General features: G+C 39.6%; 18 protein-coding genes. 13 read left to right on the plus strand and 5 right to left on the minus strand.

Translation table 11 applies throughout. From position 1 onward, the window contains the following. Positions 1-285 precede the first annotated feature (285 nt). The 11 genes from MKL62_RS16820 to rfbC all read left to right on the plus strand — a co-directional run bounded on the left by MKL62_RS16820 (position 286) and on the right by rfbC (position 12,671). Positions 286-1,554, plus strand: coding sequence for a sensor histidine kinase (locus MKL62_RS16820; RefSeq protein WP_000194111.1), 1,269 nt, complete (start codon positions 286-288; stop codon positions 1,552-1,554). A gap of 68 nt (positions 1,555-1,622) precedes the next feature. Beyond that, positions 1,623-4,373, plus strand: coding sequence for a bifunctional [glutamate--ammonia ligase]-adenylyl-L-tyrosine phosphorylase/[glutamate--ammonia-ligase] adenylyltransferase (gene glnE / locus MKL62_RS16825; RefSeq protein WP_004737041.1), 2,751 nt, complete (start codon positions 1,623-1,625; stop codon positions 4,371-4,373). A gap of 24 nt (positions 4,374-4,397) precedes the next feature. Continuing rightward, positions 4,398-5,324 (plus strand): branched-chain amino acid transaminase, encoded by a 927-nt coding sequence (locus MKL62_RS16830; protein WP_001046506.1) that lies wholly within the window; start codon positions 4,398-4,400, stop codon positions 5,322-5,324. Between the two features lie 67 nt (positions 5,325-5,391). After that, a complete protein-coding gene (locus MKL62_RS16835; RefSeq protein WP_005127957.1) occupies positions 5,392-6,279 on the plus strand; it encodes a mitochondrial fission ELM1 family protein in 888 nt (295 codons plus the stop codon). 13 nt (positions 6,280-6,292) lie between these two features. Next, on the plus strand, positions 6,293-7,102 hold the full coding sequence (locus MKL62_RS16840) for a polysaccharide deacetylase family protein (RefSeq protein ID WP_000499405.1): 810 nt from the start codon (positions 6,293-6,295) through the stop codon (positions 7,100-7,102). A 2-nt stretch (positions 7,103-7,104) separates the two neighbouring features. Next, the gene (locus MKL62_RS16845; protein WP_005127960.1) at positions 7,105-8,088 is read left to right on the plus strand and encodes a glycosyltransferase; all 984 of its coding nucleotides are present in this window, start codon (positions 7,105-7,107) and stop codon (positions 8,086-8,088) included. A gap of 12 nt (positions 8,089-8,100) precedes the next feature. Beyond that, positions 8,101-9,144 carry an ELM1/GtrOC1 family putative glycosyltransferase gene (locus tag MKL62_RS16850; protein ID WP_000193718.1) on the plus strand — a complete coding sequence of 348 codons (1,044 nt, stop codon included), beginning with the start codon at positions 8,101-8,103 and terminating at the stop codon, positions 9,142-9,144. Positions 9,145-9,279: 135 nt separating this feature from the next. Continuing rightward, the gene (rfbB, locus tag MKL62_RS16855; protein ID WP_270899795.1) at positions 9,280-10,347 is read left to right on the plus strand and encodes a dTDP-glucose 4,6-dehydratase; all 1,068 of its coding nucleotides are present in this window, start codon (positions 9,280-9,282) and stop codon (positions 10,345-10,347) included. Between the two features lie 2 nt (positions 10,348-10,349). Continuing rightward, positions 10,350-11,243: a dTDP-4-dehydrorhamnose reductase gene (rfbD, locus tag MKL62_RS16860; protein ID WP_000698332.1), complete on the plus strand. Its 894-nt coding sequence runs from the start codon at positions 10,350-10,352 to the stop codon at positions 11,241-11,243. Continuing rightward, entirely contained in the window at positions 11,240-12,130 is an 891-nt protein-coding gene (rfbA, locus tag MKL62_RS16865; protein ID WP_000054001.1) for a glucose-1-phosphate thymidylyltransferase RfbA, read from the plus strand. The genes rfbD and rfbA overlap by 4 nt, the downstream gene beginning before the upstream one ends. Further along, entirely contained in the window at positions 12,120-12,671 is a 552-nt protein-coding gene (gene rfbC / locus MKL62_RS16870; RefSeq protein ID WP_001195721.1) for a dTDP-4-dehydrorhamnose 3,5-epimerase, read from the plus strand. Before rfbA ends, rfbC begins: the two co-directional genes overlap by 11 nt. A gap of 27 nt (positions 12,672-12,698) precedes the next feature. Here rfbC and MKL62_RS16875 read toward each other — a convergent pair whose 3' ends face one another. From MKL62_RS16875 to MKL62_RS16895, 5 genes are all read right to left on the minus strand, one after another. Continuing rightward, entirely contained in the window at positions 12,699-13,718 is a 1,020-nt protein-coding gene (locus MKL62_RS16875) for a glycosyltransferase family 2 protein (protein ID WP_000498151.1), read from the minus strand. Positions 13,719-13,755: 37 nt separating this feature from the next. Further along, on the minus strand, positions 13,756-14,694 hold the full coding sequence (locus tag MKL62_RS16880) for a CgeB family protein (protein ID WP_001170031.1): 939 nt from the start codon (positions 14,692-14,694) through the stop codon (positions 13,756-13,758). Beyond that, positions 14,694-14,912 (minus strand): hypothetical protein, encoded by a 219-nt coding sequence (locus MKL62_RS16885; RefSeq protein WP_001251491.1) that lies wholly within the window; start codon positions 14,910-14,912, stop codon positions 14,694-14,696. The genes MKL62_RS16880 and MKL62_RS16885 overlap by 1 nt, the downstream gene beginning before the upstream one ends. Before the next feature lie 141 nt (positions 14,913-15,053). Beyond that, a complete protein-coding gene (gene aspS / locus MKL62_RS16890; protein ID WP_000986451.1) occupies positions 15,054-16,832 on the minus strand; it encodes an aspartate--tRNA ligase in 1,779 nt (592 codons plus the stop codon). A 170-nt stretch (positions 16,833-17,002) separates the two neighbouring features. Further along, the gene (locus MKL62_RS16895) at positions 17,003-17,767 is read right to left on the minus strand and encodes a DUF4184 family protein (protein ID WP_001116945.1); all 765 of its coding nucleotides are present in this window, start codon (positions 17,765-17,767) and stop codon (positions 17,003-17,005) included. A 135-nt stretch (positions 17,768-17,902) separates the two neighbouring features. Between MKL62_RS16895 and znuD the strand changes: the two genes are divergently transcribed. After that, positions 17,903-19,963 carry a zinc piracy TonB-dependent receptor ZnuD gene (gene znuD, locus MKL62_RS16900; RefSeq protein WP_005127962.1) on the plus strand — a complete coding sequence of 687 codons (2,061 nt, stop codon included), beginning with the start codon at positions 17,903-17,905 and terminating at the stop codon, positions 19,961-19,963. A 75-nt stretch (positions 19,964-20,038) separates the two neighbouring features. After that, positions 20,039-21,502: a phospholipase D family protein gene (locus tag MKL62_RS16905; protein ID WP_005127964.1), complete on the plus strand. Its 1,464-nt coding sequence runs from the start codon at positions 20,039-20,041 to the stop codon at positions 21,500-21,502. Positions 21,503-21,576: the final 74 nt, after the last annotated feature.

A 21,576-nucleotide genomic window follows, 5' to 3' on the forward strand; every position in this document is an offset into this window, starting at 1 on the left:
TTTATAAGATGATTTAAGTTAATTTTTATCTCTTTTTTAGCTAATTTTGACTTCCTATTTCTTATTACTTACAACTCTTTCTTCCAAAAAAATTGTTGTATTTTTCTAAAGCATACCCACTTTATGTATCTGAAAACCTTTAATTGAAACTTCACATTTCTATTTCGAAAAGAAAGTTGCTCTTTTAATGTACTGTGTTAAAGTTTGTAGTAGATCATAATGATTATAAGTACATTCTTCAAAAGAGCGGTTCCGACCAACAATGACAAAATCTGTGAGGCGGGCATGACACAGCGATTAGAACTACATCAGGTAGAGCAGTTAACAGCTTGTAAGATATCACTATTACTTGGATTAAATGCCGAGCAGAATTATATTGAGCAATTTTTCCGGTTTAGTCTTCGCCTGTTGAAGTGTCAAAAAGCTTTGCTTACTTTTAATCAGGAACCTTATTTTTGGCATCATTGCCCAGATGGCATGACTGCAATTTCCTTTAAACCTTCAAGACACCTAAAACAATGTTTTGCTAAACAACAGGTGATTCATCACAATCATCCTTCTTATCAAAATTTAATCAACTATTTAAAAGAGCTAAATATTGAATGTGGGCGTGCCTTAGCTGTCCATTTGGTGCAGCCTGACCAGACATCTATGGGATTTGCAGTTTTCTTCGATGACGATGAAAATTGTTTTGAAGATGATCAAATTCAGTTGCTTCTCGATTACTGTTCTAGTTTTATGCAACAAGTCGAGTTGAAGTTTAATTATGAAGAATTAAATGAACTCTATGAGCAGCAAGTCGCACTGAACTCGAGTAAAACAAAGTTCTTTTCTATTATTTCGCATGACTTGCGGGCGCCGTTTCATGGCTTATTAGGTTTCTCCGAAGTGTTAGCTAAAGAACGTGAAACACTGGATGAGTCGAGTATTCAAAACATTGCCGATTATTTATACGACACTTCTCAATCGACCTATAACTTACTTGAAAGTTTGCTGACATGGGCAATGGCCGAAGGTGGTCGCTTTGTTTATCACCCAATTAATTTTAAGCTTAGACAAGTGAGCAATATTGTTTGTGATGTGCTGCATACTTTAGCTTTAAAGAAAAATATTGAATTGGTAAATGCGGTTTCCGAAGATTTAAAAATCTATGCCGATATCAATATGATGACTTCCGTGATCCAAAACTTGGTGTCAAATGCATTGAAATTTACCGATGTTGACGGCTCTGGAAAAGTGTTCATTGAAGCAAAGCAGGTGGGTACAAATGTCGAAATCACTGTGCGTGATACAGGGCTTGGCATGACTGAACAGCAAATGGCAAATTTATTCCATCCGCGTATTACAGCAAGCTTTAAAGGCACCGCTGGGGAAAAAGGTGCGGGTTTAGGTTTGAGCTTATGTAAGCGTTTTGTCGAGATTAATCAGGGGAAAATTAGTGTAACTTCCCAAAAAGGAGTGGGAACGACATTTAAAGTTTTATTACCCTCTGCTCAAGAAGTTCCTGAACATCATATAGAACAACAAAATACATCTGAAGCAAAATTGGTTTAATCCCTTTTCCTACTACTACTTGAACTGCTATAACTAAAAAGAGAGTCTGAGGAAAAGAGCTTTTTTATATGAATGCGGAGCAGTTACAAAAAACATTGCGTGCCAGCCAATATGCTGAACAAGTTTTAGGGTTACATCAGGCTGTTTTAGAACAAGATTATCAAATAGATCAATTTGCTGCACCGCTCTCAACAGAACAAATTTACCAACTTGTAGACACCACGCTTGATGGAATTGGCGATGAAATAACGTGGATGCGTGCGCTTCGTATACTGCGCAGTCGTTTAATGTTTCGCTGGATCTGGCAAGATGCCAATCAACTGACGGATGTCGTTACACTTACTCGTGAACTTTCAGACTTTGCCGATGCAAGTATTTGTGCCGCAAAGGCTTTTGCTCGTGTTGCATTGGTTGCTAAACATGGCGAACCATTAAGTTATTCAGGCAAAGTTCAAGATTTGATTGTGGTTGCCATGGGTAAGCTTGGGGCACAGGAATTAAATCTATCAAGTGATATCGACCTGATTTTTGCCTTTGATGAGCAAGGCGAAACCAACGGTCGTAAATGTATTGATGTACAGCAGTTCTGTATTTTGTGGGGACAAAAACTTATTTATTTACTTGAACATATCACCGCAGATGGTTTTGTGTTTCGAGTAGATATGCGTTTACGGCCTTGGGGAGATGGCTCTGCATTAGCGATTAGTCATGCAGCTTTAGAAAAATATTTAAGTCAGCATGGCCGTGAATGGGAACGTTACGCATGGATTAAGGCACGCGTTGTCACGGGGGGTAAAGAAGGGCAAGACTTATTAGAAATGACACGTCCTTTTGTATTCCGCCGTTATGTCGATTACACCGCTTTTGCTGCCATGCGCGATATGAAAGCGATGATTGAGCGCGAAGTATTACGTCGGCATATTGAAGATGACATTAAACTCGGGGCAGGCGGTATACGCGAAATTGAGTTTATTGTTCAGGTGTTCCAGCTTATTTACGGCGGTTCTAAACGTGAGCTGCAAGACCGTCAATGTTTAGTCAGTCTTGAACATATTGGTGAGGCAGGCTTGTTAGAAAAACAGGCCGTACTAGAGCTTGAAGATGCTTACCTGTTTTTGCGCCGTGTTGAACATGCGATTCAAGCCTTGAATGATCAGCAAACGCAACTATTACCAGAAGAAACAGATTTACGAAAACGCATTATAGACACCTTGGGTTTTACGAGTTGGAATGAGTTTATTGATGTTCTGAACGAGAAACGCCAAAAAGTAAAAGTTCAGTTTAAGCAGCTCATTGAAGACACAAGTTCCAATGCAGCTACCGAGAACTTTGGACAGTTAGAGCAGCAGCTAGATGAAGTATTAGATGATAATGCAAAAAATTTAATTCATGAGTTCTGGCATGGTCATGCACTTAAAAAACTTCCTTCCAATGCTGTGCAGCGTTTAAAAACGTTTTGGCCCCATTTAATTGAAGCCATTTTACAGTCTGAACAACCACAAACTGCATTATTACGTTTAATGCCACTGATTGAATCAGTCATGCGTCGAACCGTCTATTTGGTAATGCTGATTGAAAGTAAAGGGGCATTACAACGCTTAGTAAAAATGGCGACAGTGAGCCCGTGGATTTGTGAAGAGTTAACGCAATATCCGGTATTGCTGGATGAGTTCTTGTCGATGGACTTTGAATTACCAAAACGTAAGGATTTGGAAGACTCATTACGTCAGCAATTACTTCGTATCGAAATTGATCAGGTTGAAGATCAAATGCGGGTACTTCGCCTGTTTAAAAAGAGTAATGTGTTAACGGTCGCTGCAAGTGATGTGTTAGCTGAAAGCCCTCTTATGAAGGTATCTGATGCTTTGACAGATATTGCAGAAGTCAGTGTTAATGCAACTCTTAATTTAGCTTATCAGACCGTAGCAAAGCGTCATGGTTACCCAAAAGATGTCGAGGGAAAACGTTGTTCACTCGATTATAAAGCCTTTGCTGTCATTGGTTATGGCAAGGTGGGTGGTATTGAACTGGGCTATGGTTCGGACTTAGATCTGGTCTTTATTCACTATCTAGATGAACAAGCCGACACGGATGGTACTAAGTCAATAACTGGTTTTGAGTTTGCCATGCGTGTCGCTCAAAAGTTTATGTCTTTAATGACCACTCAAACGCTTGATGGCCGCGTTTATGAAATTGATACACGTTTAAGACCTTCAGGTGAGGCAGGTTTATTGGTGACAAGCCTGAAAGCCTATGAGCATTATCAGTTGAAAAGTGCATGGCTTTGGGAGCATCAGGCATTAGTTCGTGCACGTTCTATTGCAGGTGATGAAGCGCTTTGCCAAAAATTTGAAATATTTCGCCGCGAGATATTGACTCAATCTAGAGATGAGGCTTATGTTCGTGAGGAAGTGCTGAAAATGCGTCAGAAAATGAAAGACCACTTAGGTTCATCTTCTGAACAAAAAAAACATGGTATTTTTCATTTAAAACAGGACGCAGGTGGTATCGTAGATATCGAATTTATGGCACAGTATGCTGTACTTGCATGGAGCGGGACGAAACCCGATCTCGCCCATTATTCTGATAATGTAAGAATATTAGAAGATGCTGCTAAAGCAGACTGCTTATCCAGTGAAGATGCCACAGCATTAATTCGAGCCTATCTTAGTGAACGTGCCGAAAGCCACCGCTTAGCCCTTGCGAATCAATCCATGCAAGTAAGCGCAGCGGACTGGCGTAGTACCCGTGCGGTCGTTTGCAATTTATGGCAAAGATTAATAGACCCAACCGCCTCGGTTGAGTTGGATAGTGAATGATTTTATAACAATTTGGAGTGTTCCATGAATTTGGCTGATCGTGATGGTTTTATTTGGCAAGATGGACAATTAATTGATTGGCGTGATGCAAAGATTCACGTTTTAACCCATACTTTACACTACAGTATGGGCGTATTTGAGGGTGTTCGTGCTTATGAAACTCCTAAAGGTACTGCAATTTTCCGTCTTCAAGACCACACAAAACGTTTGTTAAATTCAGCAAAAATTTATCAAATGAAAGTGCCGTATGATCAAGCAGCGCTTGAACAAGCACAAATCGATGTTGTTCGTGAAAATAAATTAGCTTCTTGCTATTTACGTCCACTGATCTGGATCGGTTCAGAGAAACTTGGTATTGCAGCAACAAATAACACTATTCATGCCGCTGTTGCAGCATGGGCATGGGGTGCATATCTTGGTGATGAAGCAATGGCGAAAGGTATTCGCGTTAAAACTTCATCATTTACTCACCATCATCCAAACGTGACCATGTGTAAAGCAAAAGCATCTGGTAACTACACGTTGTCAATTCTTGCTCACCAAGAAGTTGCACATTCTGGTTACGATGAAGCAATGCTTATGGATCCACAAGGTTATGTGTGCCAAGGTTCTGGTGAAAACGTATTCTTGATTAAAGATGGCGTTTTACACACTCCAGATATTGCTGGTGGTGCACTTGACGGTATTACACGCCAAACCGTGATGACGATTGCTAAAGATCTTGGTTATGAAGTTGTTGAGCGTCGTATTACGCGTGATGAATTCTATATTGCCGATGAAGCATTCTTCACAGGTACTGCTGCTGAAGTAACACCAATTCGTGAATACGATGACCGTCAAATCGGTGCGGGTTGCCGTGGCCCAATTACCACTGAAATCCAAAAGACTTTCTTTGATGCAGTTCAAGGTAAAAATCCAAAATATGAACACTGGTTAACTTACGTAAAATAAGTTAATCCGTTAACATGAAAAGGCGAACGTTGGTTTCGCCTTTTTATTTTTGGGTTAGGGAGCTTTTATGCATATTGTCTATGTCTCTGATGGTAAAGCAGGGCATCGCTCACAAGCTTTAGGCTTGTTTCAGGCGATGCAAAGACAGCAGGCAAATGCAACTTTTGAAGAAGTTTCTATTAATGACTTGCCTATTTTTTCTCTAATCAAAGCGCTTTTTTCTTCAAAAAAATCTCTATTTCAACAGGCACCCGATTTTATATTTGGTGTTGGAAGTCATACACATTTTCGTGTCTGGTTGCTCGGTAAAATTTTCAAAAAGGCTAAGACCATTATTTTAATGAAGCCAAATTTACCGACGGTTTGGTTTAATTATGCTGTGATTCCAGAGCACGACGGTATTCCTGCGAATAATCGAGTGGTTGTTACGCGTGGGGCATTAAATCCCATTCGTAATGAAAAACGCCATCAAGCTTCTAGAATTTTAATTGCATTAGGTGGTTCGTCAAAACGGCATCAATGGAACCAAGAAAAAGTATTATTAAGCGTGCAAAAGATTGTTGAGAATAATCCGGATGCTGAAATCATTCTAACGACTTCACGTCGAACCCCAGCAGAGTTTATTGATATTTTAAGACAACAAAGTTTTGCCCAGCATTTACAAATATTTCCGGTTGAGCAAACACCTCAAGGCTGGATTTTTGAAGAGATGCAAAAAGCAGAAGCTGTATGGGTAACAGAAGATAGCGTTTCTATGGTTTTTGAAGCACTTACTGCGGGTTGTCGCGTAGGGGTCATAGCAATCGATCGGTTGAAAGACGATAGAATTACGCACTCGATTGATCAAATGATAGAATCACAACTAATTTCACAGAATACTTGTGTCGTACAGTTGCCACAACCTTATGCTTTTAAAGAAGCAGACCGTGTGGCAACATATCTTTTAGCGAAATAATGAGTTTGGCATTGTGTTTTATATCCTGATTTTACTGGTCTTGCTTATTGTGTTATTTAGCTATAAGTATGCGTGGTGGAAGCCAGCAGTGGATTGGAATCGACCACGTGTATTGATGTATCACATGGTACGAGACCATATTAATGGTGCCAAATTTAATAAGCTTCGGGTCAAGCCCGCTGAGTTTGAAAAGCAAGTTGCCTGGATGAAAGCGCAAGGCTTCCATTTTGTAACGATGCACGAATTGCAAGAGAACTGGGGAAAGCACCCAGCCAAAACAGTTGCCATTACCTTTGATGATGGTTATTTAGACAACTTACAAAATGCTTATCCCATTTTAGAAAAATATCAGGCCAAGGCAACCATATATGTGGTGGTTGATCGTCATGATCGTGATTGGTCAACCTATAAAAAAGAACATCATAATAGTGGTGAACTCATGCGTGAGGCTAAGTTGAATGATGCTCAAGTCAAGCAACTGGCAGATAGCGAACTGATTGAAATTGGTTCACATACGTTAACGCATGCTAATTTAAACAAACTGGATGATACGGATTGTTTAAAAGAACTATCAGATTCAAAGCAGTGGCTTGAACAACTGATAGAAAAACCAGTAACCAGTTTTGCTTATCCATTTGGTATTTACTCAGACCGAGATGTTAAACTGGCAAAACAGTCAGGGTATAGCAATGCAGTGACCACAATGGAAGGCATTGATGATGAACAGCCGGACTTTATGCAACTACAACGTATTAAGATCAGCGGAAAAGATTCATTATTCGCCGTCAAGCTTCGTTTAAAACTTGGTACGCGTGAGGGCTAATCATGAAAATTACGCTTGTGATGGCAAGTGAAGAGGAAGGTGGCTTAGAAAAGCATGTACTTGAGCTGGCTGCTGGTTTATCACAAGCACATGAAGTTTCTTTAATTGCACATCAGAAATATCAAAGTCAGGTGGAAAGTTCGGTAAACTTTGTTGCTTTTGATATGAGTGGCAGTCGTTATAACCCGTGGACGAAGTATCTGCTAAAAAAAACAATATTGGGGACAGAACCACAAGTGCTACATGCTCATGCTTCTAAAACGGCCAAACTGTTGCAAGGCATGATTGCAGGTTTTGATTTCCCTTGTGTGGTGACTATCCATGGTGCAAAGAAAAAGATTGATTCTTACTTAGCATTTGATCATATCATTTGTGTGAGTAAGCGACTCGCGCAGATTGTGGGGCAGCCGGAAAAACTCAGTGTGGTCTATAATGGTATTTCTTTGAATATGCCTGCTCAATCATTTGTAAAAAATAGAAAATTTATTGCCATTGGACGTTTAAATGAAGTGAAAGGTTTCGATCTTTTACTGGCTGCTTGGCGGAACATTTCACACCAATTAACTATTGTTGGTGATGGTGAAGAACGAGAAAAGTTAGAGCAATTGATTCAAGAGTACCAATTAGCTGATCGGGTTCACTTGTATGGGTATAGCGACAATATTCACCCATTGATTACAGACCATGAGGCTTTGATTGTGTCTTCCTTGCGTGAAGGGGGGCCGTATACACTTGCTGAAAGTTTATTGCTTCAACGTCCTGTGTTAGGAACTGATGTCGGAATGATGGCTGAGTTTATTCCTGTTGAGTTTCTATGTGAACCAAATAATATTGAAGCATTGCAACAAGTGATTCAAAACTATTTGGATGTGGTAGCCCCTGAAGCAAGTTTTAAACAGGCTTATGCCTTGGCACAAGAACAATTGACTTTTACAAAAATGATCGATAATACGGTCAAAGTCTATCAATCATTGCTTTCAGCATAGGATGATGGATTGATGACACAACAAAAACCTTTCATCCTAGCGTTGACCGATGGTAAAGCAGGCCATGAAACTCAAACACAAGGAATAGTTCAGCTACTGAATCAACAACAAGATTATCAGGTGGAATGGGTTCAATTAAATCTACCTAAAAAATGGTTGTATCGTGTTCTCAAGTTATTGATCAAGTTTTCAATAAATACAGAGTGGTTACGTTATTTTCTTGACTCCCAAACCCTAAGTGCATTAGAGCAGAAACAGGTTGCTTATATTGTATCGGCAGGGGGAAACACTCTACTTGCCAATCTACTGCTCAAACAACATTTGCTCAAAGATCAGCCTGTAAAAAATCTGGTCGCAAGTTCATTACGGGGGATTCGTGCTGACTTGTTTGATGTGGTATTTACCATTCATGAGCAACAAGCCGTATTGCCTCATTATTTTTATTATCCAATTGCACCGAATAAAATGAGTGCTTTACCTCTAACACGTGAGCGGGCGCGGGAACATTTGGGTATTCAAAATGCTGAGCAAACGATTGCAATTTTGATTGGTGCTGACACTAAAACAGTAAAAATTGGTGAAGCGGCACAATGGGCAACTGTTTTACAGCAGGTTCGAAAGCAATATCCTACAGCGAGATTGCTACTGACAACATCACGAAGAACACCGATTACTTTTGAAAAAGAATTACAGCAGCTTGCTGAGCAGTACGGCATTTTTCAGCCTCATGACCAGTTAACATGGGTAGCACAAGGCCAAAACTGTGATATCAAAGATTATATTAAAGCAGCTGACTGGATTCTAACGAGTCCGGACTCGACTTCGATGGTGGCAGAAGTGGTCATGTCAGGAAGTAAGTTGCTGGTACTTTATGATGAGCAGTCCATGCAGGATGAACAGATTAAGCACCAATTAAAGTTTTTAGCACAGCAACATTGGCTATATTTATTAACTGTTTCAGATTCTTATCAAATCTCTCAGGTTGTTCAAGAGTTAGAGATGCAAGATCATACCAGCGAAATAACTCGGAAGTTAAATCGGGTTTTGGACAAATAAGTTTAGCTAAGTATTTATATTTTATTTTTTGTAATAATGGTCAAACTGCGTAGGGCTTTCTGAGGTTAACGCTAAATTAAATAGGAAATAGGTGATAAAATCCGTGACTAAGAAAATGGAGTTACATGATTTATTATGAAGTTCTTGGTTACTGGTGGTGCAGGTTTTATTGGTTCGGCGGTGGTTCGTCATATTGTTCAAAATACTGAACATGAAGTATTAAATGTCGATAAGCTCACTTATGCGGGAAATCTAGAGTCTTTAAGCTCTGTTGCCGATCACCCACGTTATCAGTTTTCTCAGACCGATATTTGTGACCGTACAGCTTTAGATGAATTATTTAAAAGTTTTCAACCTGATGTAGTGATGCATCTTGCTGCTGAATCGCACGTAGATCGTTCAATTTCAGGACCTTATGCTTTTATTGAGACCAACATTATTGGTACATACCAAATGTTGGAAGCAAGCCGTACTTATTGGTTAACCCTTGATGGTTCAAAAAAGGAAACATTCCGCTTCCATCATATTTCAACCGATGAAGTCTATGGTGATTTAGAAGGTACAACCGACCTATTTACCGAAACAACATCGTATTCACCAAGTTCACCATATTCTGCAAGCAAAGCCAGCTCAGACCATTTAGTCCGTGCATGGAACCGTACTTATGGTTTACCGGTGTTGGTGACCAACTGTTCAAATAACTATGGGCCATTTCATTTCCCGGAAAAATTGATTCCGCTTATGATTTTAAATGCTTTGCAAGCCAAGCCACTCCCTGTATATGACAATGGTCAGCAAATTCGTGACTGGTTATTTGTAGAAGACCATGCACGAGCACTCTTTACTGTTGCAACGCAAGGTGTGGTTGGGGAAACTTATAATATTGGCGGTCACAATGAAAAAGCCAATATCGAAGTTGTTCATGCGATTTGCACATTACTTGAAGAATTGGCACCGAATAAGCCGGAAGGTGTAGCACAGTACAAAGATTTAATTACCTATGTCAAAGATCGCCCAGGTCACGATGTGCGCTATGCAATTGATGCGACAAAAATTAAAAATGACTTAGGCTGGGTTCCGCAAGAATCGTTTGAGACGGGCCTGCGTAAAACCGTTGAATGGTATTTAAGTAATACTGAATGGGTTGCACACGTTCAAAGTGGCGAATATCAGTCTTGGTTAAACAAGCAATATCAAGGATAACTATGAAGATCTTATTGCTTGGAAAAAATGGACAAGTTGGGTGGGAGCTACAGCGAGCGCTTGCTCCTTTGGGCGAGGTAGTTGCATTAGACCGTCATGGTTTAAATGGTCTATCTGGCGATATGACTCAACCATCGGCAATTTTTGACACGATTGTGGCGCTAAAACCCGATGTAGTCGTTAATGCTTCTGCTTATACAGCTGTTGATTTGGCTGAAACTGAGCAGGATTCGGCTGATCTTGTGAATCATCAAACTGTAAAAGCTATAGCCGATGCATGTTTGCAAATTAAAGCTTTATTTGTGCATTACTCTACCGATTATGTTTTTGACGGGGCAGGTGAAACAGCTTTTGTTGAAACAGATGCAATTGCACCATTAAATGTCTATGGTAAAACCAAGGCATTAGGCGAACAGGCAATTGTTGAGAGTGGCTGTCAGCATCTAATTTTCAGAACATCATGGGTCTATGCAAGTAAAGGAAAAAACTTCTTGAAAACGATGTTGAACTTGGCTCAGCAACGTGAAGAGTTGTCGATTATTGATGATCAGATTGGTGCTCCAACTTCTGCTGAGCTAATTGCTGATATTACCGCACATGCTATTCCTCAAGTCGTAGCCGATGTGAGTAAAGCTGGTGTCTATCATTTGGTGGCGAGTGGTGAAACATCATGGTTTGGCTACGCAAGTTATGTATTTGAGCAAGCACGGTCATTAGGACAGGCGCTGATTGTACAAAAGGTTAATCCAATTCCAACAAAGGCTTACCCAACACCAGCAACCAGACCACACAATTCAAGATTGAACAACCAAAAAATACAGCATGTTTTTAAACTCTGTCTACCTAACTGGCAAGATGGTGTAAAGCGAACCATAGTGGAGCTATTAAATAAATGAGTCTCAAACGTAAAGGTATTATTTTAGCGGGTGGTTCAGGTACACGCTTACATCCAATTACCAAAGGTGTATCGAAACAGCTTTTGCCAATTTACGATAAACCAATGGTTTACTATCCATTGTCTGTATTGATGCTTGCCGGTATTCGTGAAGTCTTATTGATTTCGACACCAGAAGATTTACCCCAATATGAAAAACTGCTCGGTGATGGTTCTCAATTTGGTATTGAACTTACTTATAAAGTACAACCTTCTCCAGATGGTTTGGCACAGGCATTTTTAATTGGTGAAGAGTTTATTGGTCAAGATAATGTTTGTTTGATCTTGGGTGACAATATTTACTATGGTCAAAGTTTTGGCAAACAATTAGAAGCTGCGAGTAATCGAGAGCATGGTGCAACAGTATTTGGTTACCATGTGACAGACCCAGAGCGTTTTGGTGTTGTCGAGTTTGACCCAACTGGAAAAGTTCTCAGCATTGAAGAAAAACCATTAAAGCCAAAATCACCTTATGCCGTGACGGGTTTGTACTTCTATGACAATCGTGTTGTAGAGTTTGCTAAACAAGTGAAGCCATCTGCACGTGGCGAACTTGAAATTACTGATATCAATAATGCATATCTGAAAGATGGTTCATTGAATGTGGAGCTTTTAGGGCGAGGGTTTGCATGGTTGGATACGGGCACGCATGAATCGCTTTTAGAAGCAGGTCACTTTATCTATACTGTAGAAAAGCGTCAGTCATTAAAAGTCGCATGTTTAGAGGAAATTGGTTTCAATCAAGGTTGGATTAGCAAAGAGAAACTTTTAGAAAGTGCTGAAGCTTTGAAAAAAACAGAATATGGTCAATATTTGAAAAAAATCTGGGAAGAGTCAAATGCAGGTTGAAACGACTAAAATAGAAGGGCTTTTGATTCTACATCCAAATGTATTTGGTGATGATCGCGGCTGGTTTATGGAAAGCTTTAATCAGCAACGTTTTGCACAAGCACTTGAACAATTAAACTTGCCTGTTCCAACTTTTGTACAAGATAACCATTCATTGTCTCAAAAGAGTGTGTTACGTGGGTTGCATTATCAAAATGCACCTTATGCGCAAGGAAAACTGGTACGTGTTGTACAAGGTCGTGTTTGGGATGTTGCGGTAGATATTCGACCTGACTCAAAAACTTATGGTGAATGGGTTGGTGTTGAACTGAGTGCAGAAAATAAAACCATGTTTTGGATACCGGAAGGTTTTGCTCATGGCTTTATCGCACTTGAAGACAATACCCAGTTTTTGTACAAAACCACCAATTACTACAATAAAGAAAGTGAAGGCGCTATTATTTGGAATGATCCAACACTAGCGATTAACTGGCCTCTTGATGAGGTTGGTGAGGTGTTGGTGAGTGATAAAGATCAGATTGCAGATGCATTTAAAGCATAAAAAAAGAGGAGTTTATCTCCTCTTTTTTTATCGAGGCTGTTTCAATATTATTTTATATGGTGCGACTAAACAGGTTGATAAAATGAACTGAATAAGTAATTTGAGTATGTAAAAAGGGACAACATAAAAAGGTAGAGTCTGTAGTGCAGTGATACTCGTTGGAATAATTCGATCATAATAGCGACGACGAATTGCCAAAGAAGCATTTTTTCTCAATTCTTTAGATAAGCTCTGCTGGTTAATACAGTAAGCCTTTTTGGCTTCTGGATGTGTCTTGGAATAGTCTTTTAAGAATTGAGACATGCTTTGGCGGAGCAAAATCACTTGCCGTCTTACTTCAAAATGATCTTTTTTCTTTTTGGCTTGGGCAATAACACTGGTGTCATGGTAGCGGAAATAATTTAAACACTCATGCGTAAAGAAGATGTCACCTTGCGATACGATTTTTGCCCAAATTTCCCAATCACCAATAAAGCGTAGACTTGGATTAGCTCCACCTACATCGAAATAAGTCTGTTTTTTAAAAATGACACCACTGGCATTTGGAATGGTGTTTTGAGCATTTAAAAATCTTTCGATATATTCGAGACCATTCATTTCAAAATCATTTTCAAATAATTTTGAATCAACTTGATCAGTAAAATCTTTCCATGAACCCGTGACTTCACCTTGTGCATTCATTCGATGAGATTGGCTGTAGGCAAGAACAAGCTTAGGATTTTTTTCAAAATGAGGGACTAATTTTTCCAAAAATTGTAAGTCGGCAACATCATCAGACTCTGCAATCCAGATCAGATCGCCTTTTGCTAGATGCATGCCTTTGTTCCATTGGCAAAATGTTGAGCCTGAATTTTGTTCATTGATGATGCAATGTGAAACTTTCGGATGGCTTTTGTATTTCGCTAAAATTTCGGCACTATGATCGGGTGATAGATCATCTAAAAGAATCACTTCAAATTGCGAATAGCTTTGGTTAAGAATGCTCTCAATTCTGTCTTCTAAATATTGGTCATGGTTATAACTTGGAACAATAACACTAACAAACACGTGAGGGTGGCCTATACAAAATTAAAAAAGCTAAAACTTAAGCTTGAAGCAATAAGTCAACGACGGTCTCTATCCTATTTTTATAAGTATGACTCTGTTGAACTTTATACATGGCTGCTTCAGCGCTGATTATTGGATCTTTTAACTTCAATTGCAATTCTTGCGGATTCTCAAATGAAATAATTTCATTTTTGATATCAAAAGCATAGTTTAGATCTTCAACATACTCGCTTACCAAAATACAACCACAAGCCGGAGCTTCGAAACAACGCATATTCATACCTTGACGAATATTTTTCTTGTTAATGACATTCAAGATGTAACGATGCGTTCTGTAGAGTTCGGCAACTTCAGTCAAAGGAATATTGTGAGGGTGAACAATACTGTTTGATTTGCTGAGTTTATCCCATCCTTTCCCATAGACAGTGAGGGGAAGGGGAATCTGTTCAATGAGCTCTTGTCGATCAGGCGACCATGCGCCTACAAATAAAAGACGATCATCTTTTTGTTCATTGCTAGAAAAGAAGACATTTGGATTATAAGCAAGAGGCAGATAAATGGCATGATTTAGTCCCATTGCTCTCGCATCTTCGATAAAGCTAGAATCGGTAAAACAATATAAATCAATGACGTCTTTAGATTTTAATAAGCGTTCATCAAAAAAGTCACCAATCCAATGTGCTTTTTTGCATGGAAAGTCTGCCAAAACTTGCAGTAAATGATCATTAAAATAAAAAAGATCGGCAATGAGAATCAAATCTGGCTGAAACGTTTGCAGTTTCTTTTTGAGTAAATTTGCCGTATATATATCTTTGTTTGGTAATAGCTTTTTCAGAAACCGATCGGTGGTATTGTTATGATTTAAGGCAAAGCCTTGGATTTCATAATCAGGGCTTTGATGGGCAGCAGCAAGAATATTTTCGTACCACTGCAAAATACCGCTGCGTTTACCAATGATGAGCAGTTTCTTTTGCATTACTTTTTATCCGCATTACCTTTGAGCACCATATAAATCAGTGCAACAAAGATAAGTAATGCACCGACTAAACTGCTTACACAGAAATAAAGAATACGTTGGTTCGTCGTGAGGTTAAATAATTCATTCGCAAGGATGTAGCGCATGAAAAACCATTGTGCGAGGGAGAATACAATCACGACTAAAGCATGTCGACGTACATCTGGGCGCATAGCCATAAAGCTGACCTCTTAATTGAAAGCAGCTTATTATGCCACTGACGTGCTTTTTCGCAAAGCATAGCTTATAAAAACCGAATGTTTGTTTGAGACCGTCTAATAAAAAACCCTGCAATTGCAGGGTTTTTTATTAAAGAGCAATTAAGCTTCTTTCTTTTGTTGTTCACGTAAGCGGATGCCCAAGTCACGAAGCTGGTTTGCTTCAACAGGAGCCGGTGCTTGAGTAAGTGGACATTCAGCAGTTTTCGTTTTAGGGAACGCAATAACATCACGAATTGAAGTCGCGCCAGTCATAAGCATTACTAAACGGTCAAGACCAAATGCCAAACCACCGTGAGGAGGTGCACCGTAACGAAGCGCATTGAGTAAGAAGCTGAATTTTTCTTCTGCTTCTTCATCGGAAATACCAAGCGCTTCAAAAATCGCTTTTTGCATTTCTAATGTGTAAATACGAAGTGAACCACCACCAACTTCAGTACCGTTCAATACCATGTCGTAAGCAACAGAAAGTGCTTCGCCTGGATTGCTCTTCACATCTTCTACGCTAGATTTAGGTAATGTGAATGGATGGTGAACAGAAGTCCATTTGCCATCGTCAGTTTCTTCAAACATTGGGAAGTCAACAACCCAAAGTGGAGCCCATTCACAAGTCGCAAGGTTCAAGTCATGACCGATTTTGACACGAAGCGCACCCATTGCATCATTTACAATTTTAGCTTTGTCCGCACCAAAGAATACGATATCACCATTTTCAGCGCCAACACGTTCAAGCAATTGCATTACGATTGGTTCGATGAATTTAACGATAGGAGATTGAAGACCTTCAATTCCTTTTTCGATTTCATTGACTTTAATGTACGCTAAGCCTTTCGCACCGTAGATACCGACAAATTTAGTGTATTCGTCAATCTGACTACGTGTTAATGAACCTGCGCCCGGTACACGAAGTGCTGCAATACGGCCTTTAGGGTCTTTAGCTGGACCTGCAAATACTTTGAACTCAACTTCTTGCATTAAGTCTGCAACATCAACGAGTTTTAACGGAATACGCAAGTCTGGTTTATCAGATGCATAATCACGCATTGCTTCGCTGTATGGCATACGGCGGAATTTTTCAAATTTTACGCCAAGCAAGTCGTTAAATAATTTAACAGTCATGCCTTCCATCAAATCCATAATGTCATCGTCGTTTAAGAACGATGTTTCAATGTCGATTTGAGTAAATTCAGGCTGACGGTCAGCACGTAAGTCTTCATCACGGAAACATTTCGCGATTTGGTAGTAGCGATCAATACCACCAACCATCAACAATTGTTTGAACAATTGTGGTGATTGTGGAAGTGCATAGAAGCTACCATTTTGTACTCGGCTTGGTACTAAATAGTCACGCGCACCTTCAGGGGTTGCACGAGTTAAAATCGGAGTTTCAACGTCTAAGAAACCATGATCGTCTAAATAGTTACGAATCAAGTTGGTTACTTTAGAACGGAAGCGTAAACGCTCTAACATTTCTGGACGACGGATGTCCAAGAAACGATATTTTAAACGGTGTTCTTCAGACACATTAATTGTGTCGTCATTTAATGGGAATGGTGGAGTTTCAGATGCAGCAAGAACTTCGATTTCTTTGCCTAAAACTTCGATTTGACCACTCACCATATTTGGGTTTTCAGTACCTTCATAACGGCGACGAACACGACCTGTAATTTTTAATACATATTCAGAACGTGCTTTATCTGCAGTTGCAAATGCTTCTGGAGTATCTGGGTCAATAACCACTTGAACGAGACCATCGCGGTCACGCATATCAAGGAAAATAACACCGCCATGGTCACGGCGACGATGTACCCAACCGCATAATGTAACGGTCTGGTCGATTTGGGCTTCAGTTAAAGAGCCACAGTAATGAGTTCGCATCATGATGAAGATTATCCAAACTATATTGGCTGAAAAGACGGATGCGTAAACCGCGCACCGTCAAAAAAATAAGTTTTCGATTATGCCCTGTTGAATGGCATGCCACAAGAACTAGATCAAAAAACAGCTATAATTTAGCTAAAAATGAGCAATTTGGCAGCAACTTTAGCTATTTAGCCCATTCTTTGTTGTCGATCTAAAAATAAGAATAATAGACATCCCAAACTAAAAGTACTTAACCAACCTTGCATAAACTCATTAATAGAGCGGCCAGTAAAATAATAGGTATCAGAATGCCAAACCTCATGGGGAATATAACGGGCATAGTCCCAAAATGAAAATAAGCCTAAAAGTGTAGATAAAGTAAATAAACACCAAGCAAAAATTTTAATTTTATAATTTACTTTCCAATGCTGTTTATGGCGCTGATAGTAATGAATATTCATCCAGCCTAAAAAAGGTAATGCCAGAGCAGAAGAACCGAGTTGAAGAAGGCGATGCAATGGATAAGGGCGGCCAAACAAGTGAACAGTTTGCGATAAAAAGTCTTGAAATATAAAAGTTCTAAAGTCTGAGTGGGTAAGGCCATCCCAAATGAGATGTGTTGCTATACCAATGAGTAGAGCAATTATGATTCCAATAAAAAAGCTAAAAAAATGTCTAAAAGAATCTAGTTTTAAATCGTGTTGGATACCAAAAAAACGGTAAACCACAGGTCGGTAAAGTAAATACCAAATGGCAGAGAATAATAGCCCTAATGCAAGGTTAGGGTAGAAAAGCCCCTTCCATTGATGAGTCAGCATACCTGATTGCATTGTAAATAAGCGGTAAAGATCGGGCGTCATACTGCCAATTGCTAAGGCGGCAATGGGTAACGTGTTTCGGCTCAATTTAGCAAGTGGAGGGGCGATAACTGCATGGGAGATTGTAAAAGGCATTAGAAAAGAAAGCTTCTCACATCATCAAAAAGTTGAGTCTATCGAAACATGTCATTAGCGAATGTTTTTTATTGCAAAACAATTGAAATGTTATAATATAACAAAACAAAAGGCGTACGATTAGAGACTCACCTCATGTTGTTCTATAAAAATATTTTGACCTTATCCATTTTGGCTGCCATATCTATACCTGTATTTGCAGCAGAAAATGAAAATGTTGAGAAGTTAGAAACTATCCGCATCAAGGCGCACCCCCTTGAGCAAACTTCAAAAGATTTTGCAGTCGCAGATACTGTAGTTGACCAAAAGCATTTGACTGAAGGGGCCGCCACTATTGGGGATGCGCTTAATAGTGAGGTGGGGATTTATACGAATCAGTTTGGAGCTGGTTCAAGTCGTCCGGTGATTCGTGGCCAAGATGGACCACGTGTTAAAGTTCTTCAAAATTCATCTGAAAATGTGGATGTCTCAACTTTGTCTCCTGATCATGCTGTAACAGTAGATCCAGTTCTCGCAAAACAAGTTGAAGTGATTCGTGGGCCCTCTACTTTATTGTTTGGTGCTGGAACTGTTGGTGGTTTAGTCAACGTTATTGATAACAAGATCCCTACACAAATGCCTGAAAATGGTTATGAAGGACAAGTTGGCTTACGTTACAACACTGGAAGTGATGAAAAGCTGGCGAGTGCTGGGGTAACTGTAGGGTTGGGAAGCCAAGTTGCATTACGTGTTGAGGGGTTAACACGTGATGCGAATAACTATATTGCACCAAACTATATTCATGAAGGTGAAAAAGAGCGCCGTGTAGACAATACCTTTACACAAGGTGATTCAGTGAATGTGGGGTTGTCTTGGATTTATGATCGTGGTTATACGGGTATTTCTTATAGTAATCGTCGAGACCAGTATGGCTTACCGGGACATAGCCATGAATACGAAACCTGCCATTTAGATGATCTGAGCTTGCATTGTGGAGACCATGATCATGAAGAGGGTGAAGAAGCCCATGCCCATGAAGAACATGAGCACGAACATGGCGGCCCATGGATTGACTTAAAATCTGAGCGTTATGATTTTAAAACCGAGTTAAATGATCCATTTGCAGGCTTCCAAAAGTTACGTGCCCAAGCGAGCTATACTGACTATCAGCATGATGAAATTGAAGAAGGGACAATCGCGACTCGATTCCAAAACAAAGGTTATGATGGGCGTATTGAGTTAGTCCATAATCCTATTGCTGATTGGGAAGGGGTAATTGGTACCCAGTTAGGCCAACAAAAACTAAATTTAACTGGTGAAGAAGCATTTATGGCACCAACTACTACCAAAAAGTGGAGTGTTTTTGCTTTAGAACATAAACAATGGAAAGATGTTCATTTTGAACTTTCTGCCCGTGCAGATCAGCAAGAAATTGATGTAGACGATAATTCTAAACAAGATTTTGATGGTTCGGCATTTTCTTACGCAGGTGCTGCGAATTGGGAGTTTGCACCGAACTATAAACTCTCTTTTGTCGCTTCACATCAAGAGCGTCTGCCTCTTGCTCAAGAGTTATATGCAAATGGTGCCCATTTTGCGACCAATACTTATGAGTTAGGAAATGATCAACTCAGTAAGGAAAAATCAAATAATGTTGAGTTAGGTTTGCATTTTGATAATGACAAACTTGATTATCATCTTCATGTTTACCATAACTGGTTTGATGACTACATCTATGCGCAAACCCTTGACCGTTATAAAGACTTCCGTTTAGTTCAATACACTCAAGATAAAGCACGTTTCTATGGTGCTGAGGGTGAAATTGGTTATCAAATTACGCCAATGTACAAGATCAGTGCTTTTGGCGATTACGTGCGCGGTAAGATTGATGCCGAGGGTAACGCCCCACGTATTCCGGCTGGGCGTTTAGGTACTAAAGTTGATGCAGATTTTGGTGACGGTTTTAGTGGTTCTGCTGAGTACTATCATGTCTTTAATCAAGATAAGATTGCGGCTTATGAAACCGAAACAGAAGGCTACAACATGCTCAATTTAGGGGTAGCATACTCTGGACAATATGGTGCAAAAACAGATTATCGCGTTTATTTAAAAGCGAATAACTTGTTAGATGACACGGTTTATCAACATGCATCGTTCTTATCAAATATCCCGCAAGTTGGACGTAACTTTACCGTTGGTGTAGATTTTAGTTTCTAAGGCTTCAACACGAAACTAAACTTGAAAAATCAAGCCAAAAGACCTAATTTGAAACTATCAAGTTAGGTCTTTTTTATGCGTATTTTTCAGCGAATTCATCAAAAGTTAAATTGGTCAGGACGTCGTTATATGGCGGTCATACTTTGCGTTGTTGCTATTGCATATCTTGCATCGGCAATTTATCACACAGTGAAACCATTGCCGCAAGGAATTAACTTTAGTGGCAAGCTCAGACATGCCGATGTTAAATTTTTAGCCGATAAAACGTATATTGATGCGAATGGGCAACAACAGGTTGATCAGCACATCTTTGATGAAATCTTGAAAATGATTGATGAGGCAAAAACCACAATTGTGGTGGATATGTTCTTATTTAATTCAGAAGTAGGCGATTCAAAACTAAAGCAACGACCATTGATGCAAGAGCTCACTGATGCATTAGTGAGTAAAAAAAGACAAAACCCTCAAATTCAGGTTGTTATGATTACCGACCCGATTAATTCGGTATATGGTGGACTAAGCCCTGAACACTACCGTCAATTACGCCAAGCTGGTGTTGATGTCATCGAAACGAATCTGGCACCTTTACGTGCTTCAAACCCATTTTGGTCAGGCTTTTGGTACATCTGCTGTCAAAATATTGGCAATAATCCAGAGAAAGGCTGGTTACCCAACCCCTTTGGCGATGAAAAAATTACGCTACGTAGTTATTTGAACTTATTTAACTTTAAAGCAAACCATCGTAAAACTGTTGTCGTTGATACCGATACGGGTTGGAAGTCATTGGTGACTTCAGCCAATCCGCATGATGGTAGTTCGCGCCATTCTAATGTGGCATTGGTGGTAAATGGAGCCACAGCTGTTGATGTACTCCAAACCGAAGCTGCTGTTGCGCAAATGTCAGGAAGTAGTTCACCATCACTTATATTAGGCGATTTTGAAAAAGACGTTAGCAAGCCTCAAGTTCAAGTGCTAACTGAAGGGGCAATCTATGAAGCTGTATTAAAATTAATTAATACGGCTAAACCTAAAGAACATCTTGATTTAAGTATGTTCTATTTGTCTGAACGTAAGATTATTAAAGCTCTAAAAAGTGCCCAAGAACGTGGCGTTATTGTTCGTGTTTTACTCGATCCAAATAAAGATGCGTTTGGTAGACAAAAGAATGGTATCCCAAACCGTCAGGTAGCTTCAGAGTTACATGCTGCCGGCATTCCAATTCGTTGGTGTGATACTCATGGTGAGCAGAACCATAGCAAAATGATCTTAAAATATAATGCTCAACAAGCTGAGTTAATTGTAGGATCTGCCAATTTTACAGCCCGTAATTTAAAAAATTATAACCTTGAAACGGATATGTTGGTTGTAGGCAAAGTTCAAGATCAAGTCTTTAAAGACGCTCAGAATTACTTCAATACTTCGTGGTCAAACCTACAAGGTAGACAGATGAGCGTGGACTATGCGAAGTATGCCGATGAGTCTAAAGTGAAGTATTGGATTTATCGTTTTATGGAATGGTCAGGTTTATCGACTTTTTAATCACTATCTTGAAGTTTTCCAAAAAGTAGCAAGGTGATTGCCGACATGAATGTCGCCGTTTCACTGTGTTGCAG

The sequence above is a fragment of the Acinetobacter sp. AOR01_HL genome (genome assembly GCF_027855455.1).
GTDB classification, from domain to species: domain Bacteria; phylum Pseudomonadota; class Gammaproteobacteria; order Pseudomonadales; family Moraxellaceae; genus Acinetobacter; species Acinetobacter baumannii.

Bases quoted from the DNA above. Each gene is read 5' to 3' on its own strand.
- MKL62_RS16820 (WP_000194111.1), top strand. From the start codon at position 286: ATGACACAGCGATTAGAACTACATCAGGTAGAGCAGTTAACAGCTTGT.
- glnE (WP_004737041.1), top strand. From the start codon at position 1,623: ATGAATGCGGAGCAGTTACAAAAAACATTGCGTGCCAGCCAATATGCT.
- MKL62_RS16830 (WP_001046506.1), top strand. From the start codon at position 4,398: ATGAATTTGGCTGATCGTGATGGTTTTATTTGGCAAGATGGACAATTA.
- MKL62_RS16835 (WP_005127957.1), top strand. From the start codon at position 5,392: ATGCATATTGTCTATGTCTCTGATGGTAAAGCAGGGCATCGCTCACAA.
- MKL62_RS16845 (WP_005127960.1), top strand. From the start codon at position 7,105: ATGAAAATTACGCTTGTGATGGCAAGTGAAGAGGAAGGTGGCTTAGAA.
- MKL62_RS16850 (WP_000193718.1), top strand. From the start codon at position 8,101: ATGACACAACAAAAACCTTTCATCCTAGCGTTGACCGATGGTAAAGCA.
- rfbB (WP_270899795.1), top strand. From the start codon at position 9,280: ATGAAGTTCTTGGTTACTGGTGGTGCAGGTTTTATTGGTTCGGCGGTG.
- rfbD (WP_000698332.1), top strand. From the start codon at position 10,350: ATGAAGATCTTATTGCTTGGAAAAAATGGACAAGTTGGGTGGGAGCTA.
- rfbA (WP_000054001.1), top strand. From the start codon at position 11,240: ATGAGTCTCAAACGTAAAGGTATTATTTTAGCGGGTGGTTCAGGTACA.
- rfbC (WP_001195721.1), top strand. From the start codon at position 12,120: ATGCAGGTTGAAACGACTAAAATAGAAGGGCTTTTGATTCTACATCCA.
- MKL62_RS16880 (WP_001170031.1), bottom strand. From the start codon at position 14,694: ATGCAAAAGAAACTGCTCATCATTGGTAAACGCAGCGGTATTTTGCAG.
- MKL62_RS16885 (WP_001251491.1), bottom strand. From the start codon at position 14,912: ATGGCTATGCGCCCAGATGTACGTCGACATGCTTTAGTCGTGATTGTA.
- aspS (WP_000986451.1), bottom strand. From the start codon at position 16,832: ATGATGCGAACTCATTACTGTGGCTCTTTAACTGAAGCCCAAATCGAC.
- MKL62_RS16895 (WP_001116945.1), bottom strand. From the start codon at position 17,767: ATGCCTTTTACAATCTCCCATGCAGTTATCGCCCCTCCACTTGCTAAA.
- znuD (WP_005127962.1), top strand. From the start codon at position 17,903: ATGTTGTTCTATAAAAATATTTTGACCTTATCCATTTTGGCTGCCATA.
- MKL62_RS16905 (WP_005127964.1), top strand. From the start codon at position 20,039: ATGCGTATTTTTCAGCGAATTCATCAAAAGTTAAATTGGTCAGGACGT.